This is a genomic window from Streptomyces sp. NPDC002328 (assembly GCF_042890065.1).
GTDB lineage: Bacteria > Actinomycetota > Actinomycetes > Streptomycetales > Streptomycetaceae > Streptomyces.
Map to the genome: position 1 here is coordinate 30043 of NZ_JBIARQ010000014.1, position 13961 is coordinate 44003.

9 protein-coding genes, 3 pseudogenes and 1 riboswitch are annotated in these 13961 nt (G+C 73.6%); of the genes and pseudogenes, 8 read left to right on the forward strand and 4 right to left on the reverse strand.

Features of this window, described 5'->3' with window-relative positions; genetic code table 11:
- Window positions 1–31 precede the first annotated feature (31 nt).
- Window positions 32–811 (forward strand): alpha/beta fold hydrolase, encoded by a 780-nt coding sequence (locus tag ACFYX4_RS29145; protein ID WP_389339534.1) that lies wholly within the window; start codon window positions 32–34, stop codon window positions 809–811.
- Here ACFYX4_RS29145 and ACFYX4_RS29150 read toward each other — a convergent pair.
- The 3 genes from ACFYX4_RS29150 to ACFYX4_RS29160 all read right to left on the reverse strand — a co-directional run bounded on the left by ACFYX4_RS29150 (window position 808) and on the right by ACFYX4_RS29160 (window position 5539).
- A complete protein-coding gene (locus tag ACFYX4_RS29150) occupies window positions 808–2193 on the reverse strand; it encodes a phosphatase PAP2 family protein (RefSeq protein ID WP_389339824.1) in 1386 nt (461 codons plus the stop codon). The genes ACFYX4_RS29145 and ACFYX4_RS29150 overlap by 4 nt on opposite strands.
- 199 nt (window positions 2194–2392) lie before the next feature.
- The gene (locus ACFYX4_RS29155; RefSeq protein WP_389339536.1) at window positions 2393–3907 is read right to left on the reverse strand and encodes a glutamate synthase-related protein; all 1515 of its coding nucleotides are present in this window, start codon (window positions 3905–3907) and stop codon (window positions 2393–2395) included.
- Window positions 3908–5539, reverse strand: coding sequence for an alpha/beta hydrolase (locus tag ACFYX4_RS29160; protein WP_389339538.1), 1632 nt, complete (start codon window positions 5537–5539; stop codon window positions 3908–3910).
- Window positions 5540–5864: 325 nt separating this feature from the next.
- Between ACFYX4_RS29160 and ACFYX4_RS29165 the strand changes: the two genes are divergently transcribed.
- The 7 genes and pseudogenes from ACFYX4_RS29165 (at window position 5865) to ACFYX4_RS29195 (ending at window position 12668) form a co-directional block, all read left to right on the forward strand.
- Window positions 5865–6578, forward strand: coding sequence for a chaplin (locus ACFYX4_RS29165; RefSeq protein ID WP_389339540.1), 714 nt, complete (start codon window positions 5865–5867; stop codon window positions 6576–6578).
- Between the two features lie 214 nt (window positions 6579–6792).
- Window positions 6793–7396, forward strand: a pseudogene (locus ACFYX4_RS29170) (aldehyde dehydrogenase family protein); the annotation flags it as partial.
- 71 nt (window positions 7397–7467) lie between these two features.
- Window positions 7468–8255: pseudogene (locus tag ACFYX4_RS29175) on the forward strand (acyl-CoA dehydrogenase family protein); the annotation flags it as partial.
- Window positions 8252–9316: an enoyl-CoA hydratase/isomerase family protein gene (locus tag ACFYX4_RS29180; protein ID WP_389339542.1), complete on the forward strand. Its 1065-nt coding sequence runs from the start codon at window positions 8252–8254 to the stop codon at window positions 9314–9316. The pseudogene ACFYX4_RS29175 and the gene ACFYX4_RS29180, both read left to right, overlap by 4 nt.
- Window positions 9313–9926, forward strand: a pseudogene (locus ACFYX4_RS29185) (NAD(P)-binding domain-containing protein); the annotation flags it as partial. The gene ACFYX4_RS29180 and the pseudogene ACFYX4_RS29185, both read left to right, overlap by 4 nt.
- A 176-nt stretch (window positions 9927–10102) precedes the next feature.
- A riboswitch (cobalamin riboswitch) is annotated at window positions 10103–10182 on the forward strand.
- 63 nt (window positions 10183–10245) lie between these two features.
- Window positions 10246–10401: a hypothetical protein gene (locus tag ACFYX4_RS29190; RefSeq protein ID WP_389339544.1), complete on the forward strand. Its 156-nt coding sequence runs from the start codon at window positions 10246–10248 to the stop codon at window positions 10399–10401.
- Between the two features lie 107 nt (window positions 10402–10508).
- Window positions 10509–12668 carry a SpoIIE family protein phosphatase gene (locus ACFYX4_RS29195; protein ID WP_389339546.1) on the forward strand — a complete coding sequence of 720 codons (2160 nt, stop codon included), beginning with the start codon at window positions 10509–10511 and terminating at the stop codon, window positions 12666–12668.
- A 36-nt stretch (window positions 12669–12704) separates the two neighbouring features.
- Here ACFYX4_RS29195 and ACFYX4_RS29200 read toward each other — a convergent pair whose 3' ends face one another.
- Window positions 12705–13940, reverse strand: coding sequence for a cytochrome P450 (locus tag ACFYX4_RS29200; RefSeq protein WP_389339548.1), 1236 nt, complete (start codon window positions 13938–13940; stop codon window positions 12705–12707).
- Window positions 13941–13961 lie beyond the last annotated feature (21 nt).

A 13961-nucleotide genomic window follows, 5' to 3' on the forward strand; every position in this document is an offset into this window, starting at 1 on the left:
ATCACTGGGCACCGCACCGCAGGAGGGCACCATGCCGCAGCTCGAAGTCGCCGGCGCAGCACTGACGTACGACGACGAGGGCCCGCGCGACGGCGGCGCGACGCCCCTGGTCTTCGTGCACGGCTGGACGGCGAACCGGCACCGCTGGGACCACCAGGTGGCGCACTTCTCCGAGCGGCGCCGGGTGATCCGGCTCGACCTGCGCGGGCACGGCGAGAGCGCCGGGGCGGGCGTGAAGACCGTCGACGAGCTCGCCGAGGACGTGCTCGCCCTCCTCGACCACCTCAAGGTCGAGCGGTTCGTCCTCGTCGGCCACTCGATGGGCGGGATGATCTCCCAGACCATCGCGCTCGCCCACCCGGAGCGGGTCGAGCGGATGGTGCTGGTGAACTCCATCGGCCGCATGGTCTACAACAGAGGCCGGGGCCTGCTGATGGCCGTCTCCACCCTCGTCCCGTACAAGCTGTTCGTCGCCGCCAACATCCAGCGCGCCTTCGCCCCCGGCTACCCCCGCGAGGAGATCCGCGCGTACATCAAGTCCTCCGCGGACACCCCCCGCGAGGTGGTCATGACGCTGTACGGGGCCATGCGGGCCTTCGACCTCCTGGACCGGGCCGGGGAGATCCGCACCCCGACCCTGATGATCCACGGCTACCACGACGTCCAGCTGCCGGTGAAGCAGATGCTCCGCATGGCCAAGGCGTACCCGGACGCCACCGTGCGCGTCCTGGACGCCGGCCACGAACTGCCCGTCGAGAAGCCGGCCGAACTGACCGCCGCGATCGACGCGTTCGTGACCGCGCCCCGCTAGGAGACGGGCTCCGACTTCTCCGTGCGCTTCTGCGCGGGCACCACCACGAGAGGACCGTCCGGCGCGGGGCGCGCTTCCGCGTCCCGCGCCGGCACGGGCTCGGCGTCCCAGCGCCTGGTGGTCCGTACGTAGGCGTAGACGACCGAGACCATGGCCAGCACGAGCAGTGGTCCGAACACCCACGGGTGTTCTGCCATCTCCAGCGGCAGATAGCGGTAGGACACCAGGTACGCGGCGAAGACCGCCGTGCCGTACGACACCAGCTGGATTCCGGAGCGGTCCCAGCCGTTGTCGTGCGCGCGCAGCGCCCCCTCGACGGTGAGCGCGAAGACCACGCCGGCGAGGAGGTCCGCGCCGTAGTGGTAGCCGAATCCCACCGTCGCGGTGAGCGTGGCGACCAGCCAGAAGGCACCCGCCCAGCGCAGCACCCGCGGGGCCTTGCGGGAATGGACGAAGATCGTGACGGCCCACGCGGTGTGCAGGCTGGGCATGCAGTTGCGCGGGGTGATCTCGTCGAACGGCATCGGCAGCGGGGGCTGGACCGGTGGCGGCGTCTGCGGCCACAGGTCGGCCACCGCCCAGTGCACGACGGACGGCACCTGCGACCAGTGCCCGGCCGGCGCCCAGTTCTCGCTGCCGCCGCCGTAGGCGTAGATCGGCCCGACCACCGGGAAGATCATGTAGATGGCGGGCCCGAGCAGGCCGATCACCAGGAACGTGCGGACGAGGTGATGGGTGGGGAAGCGGCGCTCCACGGCCACATGACGCAGCCGGTACAGCGCGAAGACCACCGCGGCCACCGCGAGCTGACCGTAGACGAAGTCGAGGACGCGGAAGCCGGCCGGGCCGGTGGCGTAGATGATCCGGCCCGCCACCCACGCGGGGTTGCCCAGCGCCTGGTCGGCGGTCGCCACGTACTGGTCGAGCACCTGGCGGCGGGTCTCCGAGGTCAGCAGCAGCCAGGTGTCGCCGGTCTTGCGGCCGGCCACCAGCAGCAGCCCCAGCCCGACGCCCTTCAGCAGCAGAACGCGTTCCGAGCCGGTGCGGCGCGTGAGGGCGATGACCGCGCAGCCGAGGATCACCCACAGCGCGCCGTTGCCGAAGGGGTGGCCGTCGCCCGTCCCTATGTCGAACGTCCACCGGACCAGCAGGAAGACCAGGTCGATGCCGGCCGCGACGCCGAGCGCGACGAACCGCTGCCGCCAGGTCAGCACCACCATCGTCAGCGCCAGGCTGGCGTACAGGAGGAAGCCCGACTTGGGGGCGACCACCACCTCCTGCACCTGGGTGGTCATCGGCCCCGGCAGTCCGTAGTGCCGCGCGGCTACTTCCAGCGCGACGAGGAAGCCGAGGCACACCACACCCGCCGTCGCCCACAGCATCGCCCGTGGACCACGCACGGCGAACTTGATCGTGCCGCTTATTCGCGAAGACACCCGCGTCGCTCTAGTCATCAATGTTCAAGACGCCGATTTGTGAGGTTTCGGTGGAGTGGGGCGCGCGGTGGGGCGCTCGCCGTGGGCTCGAACATGCTAACGGAGCTGCACGGACGGGGACGGCCGGGCGGCCAGGACCCTTCGTTCAGGTGAAGGAATCCGGGTCCGCCCCCTTCCAGTCCGCCGCCCATGACTGCGGCGGTCCCGCCGGCAGCGCGCCCGGCTCCAGCCACTCGTACGACTCCGCCCAGGAGCGCGGCTCCGCGGCACCGGACCGGCGCACCAGGTGGGCGGGGGAGAGGTCGCGCGGCTCCCGTACGCCCATCGCCGCCATGACCCGGACGGCCTCGCGGACCGTGTCCCGCTGGAAGCGCTGGACCCGCCGGGAGCCCTCGCGCACGTCCAGGGCGCGCGCCCGCAGACGGTCCTGGGTCGTGATGCCGGCCGGACAGGCGCCGGTATGGCAGCGCAGCGCCTCGACGCAGCCGAGGGCCCGCATCATCGCGCGCGCCGAATTGGCGTAGTCGGCCCCCAGGGCGAGACGCTCGACGAGGTCCGTGCCCGTGGCGACCCGCCCGCTCGCCCCGATCCGGATCCGCTCCCGCAGACCCGCGCCGACGAGCGCGTTGTGCACGGTGAGCAGCCCTTCGGTGAGCGGTGCGCCCAGCCGGCCCGCGGACCCGGACGGCGGACCGCCCGTACCGCCCTCCGCCCCGTCCACCACCACGAAGTCCGGCGTCACCCCCTCCGCCAGCATCGCCCGGCACACCGCGAGGAACTCCCGCCGCGACCCCACGCACAGCTTGAACCCGACCGGCTTGCCGCCCGCCAGCTCCCGCATCCGCGCCAGGAACAGCACCAGCTCCCGAGGCGTCGAGAACACCCGGTGCCGCGCCGGGGACACCACCGCCCCGCCCGCCCGCACCCCCCGCTCCCGGGCCACCGCGGCGCTCACCTTCACCCCGGGCAGCACCGCCCCGCCGCCCGGCACGGCCCCCTGCGACAGCTTCAGCGCCACGCACCGCACCTCCGGCAGCGCCGCCTTGTCCGCGAACTGGCGGGCGTCGAAGCCTCCGTCGCCGGTACGGCAGCCGAAGTACCCCGTGCCGATCTCCCAGACCAGGTCACCGCCCCCGCGCAGGTGGTGCTCGGACAGCCCGCCCTCCCCGGTCCCCTGCGCGAACCGTCCCAGCCGCGCGCCCTCGTTGAGCGCGAGGACCGCCCGCGGCGACAGCGCGCCGAAGCTCATCCCGGACACGTTCAGCAACGCCATGTCGTACGGCAGCCGGCAGTCGGGCCCGCCCACCCGTACTGCCGGCGGCTCCTCGGACGGCTCGACCGGACACAGCGACGGCACGAGGAACGCATGGCCGGGCGCGTACACGTCAGGTTCCCCTGCCGGGGTGCGGGCCGCGGCCGAAAGGGCAGCGGGGGAGCCGGCGGCCGGCGTGCGGGCGACGCGTCCGCCCCGCAGCCGGCCGGTCAGGGGACGGTTCCGCAGGACCGGGACCCGGCGCTGCGCCACGTCCCGGCAGCCCAGGCCCGTCAGCGCCAGCAGCGGTCCGGCCGCGAGCCACCACCGGGGGGACGACGTCACCGCGGCGGCCGTCGCCAGGGCCGCGGCCACCACGACGAGCAGCAGCGGCAGATACCGGCGCACTCAGTCGCCTTCCTCGTCCGCCCCGCAGGAGCTGCCGTTCGGCGGCAGGGTGCCGAAGAGCAGGAAGTCGTCGACCTTGCGGTGCACGCACTTCGACGAGCCGTAGCCGGTGTGCCCGTCGCTGCGGTTGTCCAGCACCACGGCCGACGGGCCGAGCCGCTTCGCCGTCTCCACCGTCCAGCGGTACGGCGTCGCCGGATCGCCGCGCGTGCCGACCAGCAGGATCTTCGGCGTGTCCAGGTCCCGCACGTCGTCGCGGATGAAGTCCGTCCCCTTGGGCCGGCCGTAGCAGAGCAGGACCTGCGTGAGGCGGTACTGCCCGAAGACCGGCGACGCCCGGTCGTAGGCGGCGCGCAGTCGCTGCACCTCGGCGGTGATCTGCCGGGCGGTGGGGCGGTCGGGGTCGTCCGCGCAGTTGATCGCCATCAGCGACGCGGGGAGGTTGTCGAGGGGCACGTCCTCCGGGTCGACGAGACCCCCGTCCGGATCGTCGTCGCCGGGCGTGGCGACGCCGCGAAGGCCGGCGGGCTCGTCCTTGACCGGCAGGGCCAGGCCGCCAGTCGCGAACGCCATCACTCCGCTGGTGTCCCCGTGCTCGACGAGCTGCGCGAGCGCCCGCTCCAGCGACGGCCACAGCTTCCTGCTGTACAGCCCCTGCCCGATGGCGCCCACGAGGTCCTGCCCGGTGAACTCGTCACCGAAGTCCGTCGGCACCGGCTCGTCGTCCAGTGACTTGACCAGCCGCTCGACCAGTTCCCGGGCGGTGCGCGGGTCCTGCCCGAACGGACAGGCGATGTCCTCGGCACACCAGTCGACGAAGTCCTCCAGTGCCGTCTGCTGTCCCCGGGCGCCCGCGATGCCCTGCTCCGCGAGCGACTCGGTCAGCGTGTCGACGCCGTCCAGCACCACGCGGCCCACCCGGTCGGGGAACTGGGCGGCGTAGACCGCGCCGAGCCGGGTGCCGTACGAGAAGCCGAGGTAGTTGAGCTTGGCGTCGCCGAGCGCCTGACGCATCACGTCCATGTCGCGGGCCGCGTCGACGGTGCCGATGTGCGGCAGGACGGGCCCGGAGTTCTCGGCGCACTGGGCGGCGGCCCGCTTCAGCAGATCCAGCAGCTTCTTCGGGTCGCGCAGGTCCGCCGGCTCGTCGTCCAGGGCGGTGAACGCCTGGTTCTCGCCGTCGCCGCAGCTCACCGGGGAGGAGCGGCCGACGCCCCGCGGATCGAAGGTCACCACGTCGTAGCGGTCGGTGAGATCCATGAACTCCTTGCCGCCGAGCGCGAGTTCGGGGACTCCCGGGCCGCCGGGCCCGCCGAAGTTCAGCAGCACCGAGCCGCGCTTGTCGCCCGTGGCCCGGTACCGGGCCAGCGCCAGATCGAGGGTGCCGCCCTTGGGGCGGGCGTAGTCGAGGGGCACGGTGACCTTGCCGCACTCCAGGTCGTCGGGCCACTGCTCGATCCCGCACTTCGCCCAGGCGACCTTCTGCCCGTAGAACCGGGACATGCTCTGGGCGCGGTCGCCGTCCGTGCCGGCGACGGCCGCCGGCAGCCCCGCGCCCAGCAGGGCCAGTGCGGCGGCCGCGGCGAGCGCGCAGCGCCGCCGCGCGGTCCCCCTCGACAGCTTGGCCAGCATCAGTGCCTCCAGGGACGCCCCACAGCGGACCGGGAACCGGCGTCGTCGCCCACGATAGGCGGGCCGCGCGGGGCCCGCCTCCGGAGCCGTCCGGAGCAGACGAAGGCCCGGCGGCGGGCCGCTCTCGCCTTGCCCGCATAGGGAAAGCGCTCCCCGTGCCGCACGGGGAGAAGGTCGTCTTGTCGTCCCTTCGACCTTGCTATTACTCGCCCGGCTGTGCCCCCCAATGGGGTGAAAGAGCGATTGGCCATAACGTGAGAGGTTTCGCCCGCGTTCTATGGGGTGCGGGTGAGTGCCCGCGACCATGTCTGGAAGGCAGGGACCCATGAAACGGGTTACCCGAAACGGTGTGATCGCCGTCGCCGCCGCCTCGGGCGCGATGGCCATGACGTTGCCCGCGTTCGCCGACTCCGGGGCGGACGCCCTGGCGGCCGGCTCGCCCGGCGTCGTCTCCGGCAACGGCGTCCAGGCGCCGGTGCACCTCCCCGTGAACCTGTGCGGGAACACCGTGAGCGTGGTGGGATTGCTGAACCCCGCCATGGGCAACGCCTGCGTCAACAAGGGCTCGGGCCCCGCGACGTCCGGCGCGGAGAACGGCGGCGGCACGGTGGCGTCGAGCATCACGAAGGACTCGCCCGGCGTCGTCTCCGGCAACGGCGTGCAACTGCCGGTGGACGTCCCGGCCAACGTCAGCGGCAACAGCGTGGACGTCGTCGGCGTGCTGAACCCGGCGTTCGGCAACACCTCCGTCAACACCTCGCAGGAGGAGGAGCCGCCCCCGACCGAGAGCGAGCCCGAGCCGCCGACCCGGCACACCCCGCCGGCGACGTCCGACCCGGGTCCGACCCGGGCGGTCCCGCCGACGCCCGCGCGCCAGGCGCCGGAGCCGCAGCGTCCGGAGATTCCCGGGCCCCGGAGCGTGTCCTCCCTCGCCGACACCGGCGCGGAAGCCACGGCCGCCGCTGTCGCCGGCAGCGCGGCACTGCTCCTGGGCGGGGCGGTCCTGTACCGCCGGTACCGTCCGGGCGCGGGGCGCTGACCCGCACGCACGTCCCCGCCCGGGAATGAGCTCGATCCGGGCGTGAGCCGGTCCGCCGACCAGCGGACCGGCTCTCGGCGCTCCCGGTGACTGGGCCCCCTGGTGACCGTGTCCCCAACGGCCATAGGATGCACGGGAATTCGGCGCGCCGCGATGCTGTACGCGCGGTGCGCGGCGATCGACAACCGCATACGTGCGTGACCGGGGGAAGCCGGTGGTCCATTTCGTCGGCGGCAAGCGCATCCCGGGAACCTCGGGCGCCTACGGCGACGTGTACGACCCCAACACCGGAGAGATCCAGGCCCACGTCCCCCTCGCCAGCCGCGCCGAGACCGAGGCCGCGATCACCGACGCGGCGCAGGCGCAACAGGAGTGGGGGGAGTGGAACCCGCAGCGCCGAAGCCCGCATCCTGCTGCGTTTCCTCCAACTCGTCGAGCAGGAAAGGGACTCGCTGGCCCGGCTGCTGTCGTCCGAGCACGGCAGGACCGTCGCCGACGCGCACGGAGACCTCCAACGCGGCCTGGAGGTCGTGGAGTTCGCCGCCGGGATCCCGCACCTGATCAAGGGCGAGTTCACCGACAGCGCCGGCACCGGCATCGACGTCCACTCGCTGCGCGCGCCCCTCGGCGTGGTCGCCGGCATCACCCCGTTCAACTTCCCCGCGATGATCCCGCTCTGGAAGGCCGCACCGGCCCTCGCCTGCGGGAACGCCTTCGTCCTCAAGCCGTCCGAGCGCGACCCGTCCGTCCCGCTGCGGCTGGCCGAGCTGTTCCTGGAGGCGGGCCTGCCGCCCGGCGTCCTCAACGTCGTCAACGGCACCGGGTCACCCCGGCGATGCGCATCCACCAGGAGGAGATCTTCGGCCCCGTCCTGTGCGTCGTCCGCGCCGCCGACTACGACCTGACCGAACCGGGCGCGGGCTCCGACGCCGCCGCCCTCACCACCCGCGCCGTCCGCGACGGCGAGGACTGGCTGCTCACCGGAGTCAAGCAGTTCGTCTCCGGCGCGGGCGCCTCCCAGCTGTACCTCGTCATGGCCCGCACCGGCGGCGACGGCGCCGACGGCGTCTCCGCGTTCGTCGTCGACAAGGACGACCCCGGCCTCTCCTTCGGCGCCGACGAACGCAAGATGGGCTGGAACGCCCAGCCCCCCGCCAGGTCGTCCTGGACGGCGTCCGCTTCCCCGCCGACCGGCTCCTCGGAGCCGAGGGCCAGGGCTTCCGCATCGCCATGAACGGCTTCAACGGCAGCCGGCTCGGCATCGCCGCCTGCTCCCTCGGCGGCGCGCGCAGCGCCCTCGACCGCAGCCTCGCCCACCTCGCCGACCGCGAGGCGTTCGGCCGCCGCCTCCTCGACGCGCAGGCGCTGCGCTTCCGCCTCGCCGACATGGCCACCGCACTTGCCGCCGCCCGCGCCCTGGTGCAGCAGGCCGCCCGCGCCCTCGACGCAGGCGACCCGCAGGCCCCGTACCTGTGCGCGATGGCCAAGCGGTTCGCCACCGACACCGGGTACACGGTGGCCGACCGCGCCCTCCAGCTCCACGGGGGGTACGGCTACCTCAGCGAGTACGGCATCGAGAAGATCGTCCGTGACCTGCGTGTCCACCAGATCCTGGAAGGAACCAACGAGATCATGCGCGTCATCGTGGCCCGCGGCCTGATGGAGGCGTTCGGATGACCGACGTCCTGTTCCGTACCACGGGCCGGGCCGCCCGCATCACCCTCAATCGCCCCAAGGCCCTCAACGCCCTCAACCACGCGATGGTGCTCCGCATCGACGAGGCGCTCGCCGCCTGGGAGCACGACCCCGCCGTCGAGACGGTCGTCATCACCGGCGCGGGGGAGCGCGGCCTGTGCGCCAGCGGCGACATCCGCTGCATCCACGACGACGCCCGCGACGGCGACGGCACGGCCTCGGCCGCTTTCTGGCGCGACGAGTACCACCTCAACGCCCGCATCGCCCGCTACCCCAAGCCCTACGTCGCCGTCATGGACGGCATCGTCATGGGCGGCGGCGTCGGCGTCTCCGCGCACGGCAGCGTCCGCGTCGTCACCGAACGCTCCCGGATCGCCATGCCCGAGACCGGCATCGGCTTCGTCCCCGACGTCGGCGGCACCTACCTGCTCGCCCTCGCCCCCGGCGAACTCGGCACCCACCTCGCCCTGACGGGCGCGCAGATCGGCGCCGGCGACGCCCTGCTGTGCGGACTCGCCGACCACTACGTCCCGTCCGAGGCGCTGCCGCGGTTCCTCGACGACCTCGCCGACCTGCGCGTACGCGAGGCCCTGGACCGGCATGTGAAGCCCGCGCCGCAAGGGGACCTGGCCGGGCGGCGGGAGTGGATCGACTCCTGCTTCGCCTCCGACACCGTCGAGGAGATCGTCCAGCGGCTGCTCGCGCACGGCGACCCGGACGCCAAGGAGACCGGCGAGACCCTGCTGACCAAGTCGCCCACCGCGCTCAAGGTCACCCTCGCCGCCCTGCGCCGCGCCCGGCGGCTCGGCCCGCTGGAGCGGGTGCTGGAGCAGGAGTACCGCGTCTCCTGCGCGGCCCTGACCACGCCCGACCTGGTCGAGGGCATCCGCGCCCAGGTCATCGACAAGGACCGCGCCCCCCGCTGGTCGCCGGCCACCCTCGCCGAGGTCGCCGACGCCGACGTGGAACGCTTCTTCGCCCCCCTCGGCGAGCGCGAACTCGGGCTCGCCGGCCCCGGCACCACCGAGGAGGTGGCCTGGTGAGCCCGACCGTCGCGTTCATCGGACTCGGACACATGGGCGGCCCCATGGCCGCCAACCTGGTCAAGGCCGGCCACCGGGTACGGGGCTACGACCTCGTCGTCACCCCCGGGCCGGGACCGGAGCCCGCCGCCTCCGCCACGGACGCCGACCTGGTGATCACCATGCTGCCCGCCGGCCGCCACGTCCTCGGCCTCTACGACGACATCCTCCCCGCGGCCCGTCCGGGCACCCTCTTCGTCGACTGCTCCACCATCGACGTCGCCGACGCCCGCACCGCCCACGAACGCGCCGCCGCCGGCATGCGGGCCCTGGACGCCCCGGTCTCCGGCGGCGTCGTCGGCGCCGAGGCCGCCACCCTGACCTTCATGGCCGGCGGGGGAGAGACGGAGTTCGCCGAGGCGCTCCCGCTGCTGGAGGCCATGGGCAGAAGGCCGTGCACTTCGGCGGCGCGGGCGCGGGCCAGGCCGCCAAGATCTGCAACAACATGATCCTCGGCGTGTCCATGATCGCCGTCAGCGAGGCGTTCGTCCTCGGCGAGAGCCTCGGCCTGTCCCACCAGGCCCTGTACGACGTGGCCTCGACGGCGTCCGGACAGTGCTGGGCGCTCAGCAAAGAGGGCATGGGCGCTTTCGTCGACAAGCGTCCGCCGGAGTTCCGCCACCGGTAAGCGTTCGGTGAGAACCGGCTCCCACCAGGCGATGTTCCCTTCGCCGAATCGCCGAATCGCCGAATCGCCGAATCGCCGAACCGGGGATACCGTCGAGTCGAGATAGACGACGGCGGCCCGGAAGCCGGTGGGAATCCGGCACGGTCGCGCCACTGTGAGCGGTGCGCTCCTCCCCGAGGGGGCGCACCGCGAGTCAGACCTGGGGCCGGTCGTCCTGTGCGCCACCGACATGGGACGCGAGCTCCCTGAAGGAGGCCCTGCCATGGCGCAGCACGCCGTACCGCCCGCAGCCACCCCCGTCGCACCGCCCAAGCTGCCGCTGAAGGACATCGCACCCTGGGCGGTCTTCTTCGGGTCCTGCGGCGGCACGTCGAGCCGCCGGAAGGCCGCCAACGGGCGGGTGCCGACCGCGACCTGACCGGGCCGCCGAGCAGCCGCGCGCGGGAGGCGGCGACAGACACCGCGCCCGCGCCCACGCCCGCCTCCCACGATGCGTACTCGCCCATACGGCGTACCGTCGAGACTGTGGACGTCACGGCCGGCAGTATCGTCTCCCGCGCCGCGCACGAGCTCGGCGCGGGCGCGGACCGGCTGAGCGCGGAGGTGGAGCGGTGCCTGCGCAGCGAGGTGCCCGAGCTGTGGACGGACCCGGACATCGCCCGGATGACGACCCGGAACATCGCCGAGCACCTCGTCGGCGCACTCACCGGCCTCGAACACGGCGTCGAACCCAGCCGGATCGACCCGCCCGCGGCCGACGCCGAACGGGCCCGCCGGCTGGCCCGGCACGGCGTCTCCGTCACCGCGATGCTGCGCGCCCACCGCCTCGCCCAGGGCATCGTCCTGGACCGCATGCTCGCCCAACTGCCCCGGCTGACCAGCGACCCCGAGCTGATCAGCGCGGCGGCGCGCCGACTGACCGCCTCGTCCACCCGTTACGTCGACCGCACCTCCGAACAGGGCGTCGTCGCCTTCCAGGAGGAGCGGGACCGCCGGCTGCGGTGGCGGCTGTCGACGGTGAACGAGGCCGGCATGTGCATCGGCACCACCCTGGACATCGCCCGCACCTCCCAGGAACTCGCGGACCTCGCCGTCGAGCGCTTCGCCGACCTGGCCACCGTCGACCTGCTCGACGCCCTCCTGCACGGACACACCGCCCCCGCGCAGCCGGCGCAGCGACCGCTCGCCCTGCGCCGCCTGGCCCGCTGCCCGGCGACCGACGACAGTCCGGACGACACCATCGCCGCGCACCAGCTCCACACCTACCCCGACGGCTCACCGCCCGAGCTCGCCCTCACCACCGGGCGGCCCTCGCGCGTCCACCCCGACGGACCCCCGGACCCCGGCCGCGCCGCCGGGACGCACGGGATCCACTCGACGCTGGTGGTGCCCCTGCGCGCCCGCGGCACCACCCTCGGCGTCGCCCGGTTCTGCCGCCACCGCACCCCCGACCCCTTCGACGACGAGGACCTGCTCCTCGCCCAGAAGATCGCCGCCCGCGCGGCCGTCGCCGTCGACAACGCCTGCCGCTACACCTACGCCCGCGCCACCGCCGTCAGCCTCCAGCGCAGCCTGCTCCCCTCGCGGACGCCGCCGCAGTCCGCCGTGGAGGTCGCCTGCCGCTACCTGCCCGCCGGCGACCGGATCGGCGTGGGCGGCGACTGGTACGACGTCATCCCGCTCTCCGGCGCCCGCGTCGCCCTCGTCGTCGGCGACGTCGTCGGCCACGGCATCCACGCCGCCGCCACCATGGGCCGGCTGCGGACCGTCGTGCGCACCCTCGCCGACATCGACCTGCCGCCCGACGAACTCCTCACCCACCTGGACGACGTCGTGCTGCGCCTGTCGGCCGAGACCGCCGCCGACCCCGACGAGGAGACCGCCTCCGCGGACATCGGCGCCACCTGCCTGTACGCGGTGTACGACCCCGTCGGCGGCGGCTGCACCCTCGCCCGCGCCGGCCATGTGCTGCCGACGGTGGTCACCCCCGACGGCGGGGCCGGCACCCTCGACCTGCCGCCGGGACCGCCGCTCGGCCTCGGCGGACTGCCGTTCGAGGCGACGGAGGTCGACCTGCCCGAGGGCAGCCTCCTCGTCCTCTACACCGACGGCCTGATCGAGGCCCGCGACCACGACGTCGACACCGGCCTCACCCTGCTCCGCCGTATCCTCGCCCGGCCCGCCCCCTCCCTGGAGGCCGCCTGCGACGAGGTGCTGCGCACCCTGCTGCCGGGCCGCCCGGACGACGACGTCGCCCTCCTGCTGGCCCGCACCCACGCCCTCGGGGACGGCCAGGTCGCCGACTGGGAGCTGGCACCCGACCCGGCCTCGGTCTCCCGGGCCCGCTCCGGCGTCTCCGAGCGGCTGAGCGCCTGGGGGCTCGACGACCTCGGCTTCACCGCCGAACTGGTCGTCAGCGAACTCGTCACCAACGCCATCCGCTACGGCCGCCCGCCCATCCGGCTGCGCCTCATCCACGACCGCGGCCTGCTGTGCGAGGTCACCGACGCCAGCGGCACCACGCCGCACCAGCGCCGGGCCCGCGTCCACGACGAGGGCGGCCGCGGTCTGCTCCTCGTCGCCCAGCTCGCCGAACGCTGGGGGACCCGCCATGCCCGGCGCGGCAAGACGGTCTGGGCCGAGCTGACCGACTCGGCCGGATCCCGGGAACTCGCGCCGGTGTAGAGGGGGCCGGACCGGTCATGGGTCCGCTCGCCGGTGTCAGGGGCGGATGTCGTCGCAGGCGATGTGCAGATGGCGCGGCCCGCGCAGCACCGCGTTGCGGCGATAGGGCGGCGGATCCTCCAGCAGCCGCGGGTTCTCCAGCCTGCGGGCCAGCTCGGCCAGGGCGAACTGTGCCTCCAGCCGCGCCAGCGGCGCGCCGAAGCAGCTGTGGATGCCGCTGCCCAGCCCGAGGTGCTGCACGTCCCGGCGGTCCGGATCGAAGCGGTCCGGATCGTCGAAGCGCTGCGGGTCACGGTTGCCGGAGGCCAGCACCAGCCACAGGGACGCGCCCTTGGGGATGGTGACGCCGTGGAGCTCGACGTCGGCCATGGTCGTGCGCTGCGGCACCAGCTGCACCGGCGGCTCGTAGCGCAGCAGCTCCTCGACGATGGGCACGGCGAGCCGCGGATCCTCCCGCAGCCGCCGCAGCACGTCCGGGTGGCGCAGCAGGGTCAGCATCCCGTTGGTGACGAGGTTGACGGTGGTCTCGTGGCCCGCGATCAGCAGCAGCGCCGCCGTGCTGAGCAGCTCCATCGTGGTCATCGCGCCGTCCGGGCCCTTGGCCGTCGCCAGCTGGGACAGCATGTCGTCGCCGGGCTTCTTGCGGCGCTCCTCGATCAGCCCGGCCAGGTACATGCCCAGCTGCATCCGGGCCTCGTGCGACTCCTTGCCCCGCGCCGCGGGATCCGCGTCCGGGTCGGGGTCCAGGCTCGCCGCGATGGTGTCCGCCCAGGTGTGGAAGCGCGCCTCGTCCTCCCGCGGCACGCCGAGCAGCCGGCAGATCACCGTCACCGGGAACGGGTACGAGAACTGGTCCACCAGGTCGATCCGCCCCGGGTCGCCGATCCCGTCGATCAGTCCGGAGACGATGTCCCGCAGCTCGCCCCGCATCCCGTCGACCCGGTGGGGGGAGTGCGGCGGGCCGAAGGGCCGGTTGGTCATCCGGCGCAGCCGGTCGTGCTCCGGCGGGTCGAGCCGCAGGAAGCTCGGCGGCAGCGCGCCCTCCTCCTGCGCCGAATCGGCCAGCGGATCACGGGCCGTGGAGGCCAGGTTGCGGGCGTCGGAGCTGATCCGCGGGTCGTGCAGGAGACTGCGGATCTCGTAGTAGGTGCTGACGACGTACGGCCCGTCCTCCTCGTGGTGGACCGGGGACTTCCGCAGCTCCTCGTAGATGGGGTAGGGGTCGGCGCGGTTGGCGTAGTCCAGGATCTGGTGCAGCAGCGAGTGCGTCATGGCGGGTCCTCGTGGCCGTGC

What these genes read in the sequence shown, in the direction of transcription:
- ACFYX4_RS29160 (WP_389339538.1), bottom strand. Translation starts at nt 5,539, where the DNA reads ATGCTGGCCAAGCTGTCGAGGGGGACCGCGCGGCGGCGCTGCGCGCTC.
- ACFYX4_RS29200 (WP_389339548.1), bottom strand. Translation starts at nt 13,940, where the DNA reads ATGACGCACTCGCTGCTGCACCAGATCCTGGACTACGCCAACCGCGCC.
- ACFYX4_RS29180 (WP_389339542.1), top strand. Translation starts at nt 8,252, where the DNA reads ATGACCGACGTCCTGTTCCGTACCACGGGCCGGGCCGCCCGCATCACC.
- ACFYX4_RS29150 (WP_389339824.1), bottom strand. Translation starts at nt 2,193, where the DNA reads ATGCTGTGGGCGACGGCGGGTGTGGTGTGCCTCGGCTTCCTCGTCGCG.
- ACFYX4_RS29145 (WP_389339534.1), top strand. Translation starts at nt 32, where the DNA reads ATGCCGCAGCTCGAAGTCGCCGGCGCAGCACTGACGTACGACGACGAG.
- ACFYX4_RS29190 (WP_389339544.1), top strand. Translation starts at nt 10,246, where the DNA reads ATGGCGCAGCACGCCGTACCGCCCGCAGCCACCCCCGTCGCACCGCCC.
- ACFYX4_RS29165 (WP_389339540.1), top strand. Translation starts at nt 5,865, where the DNA reads ATGAAACGGGTTACCCGAAACGGTGTGATCGCCGTCGCCGCCGCCTCG.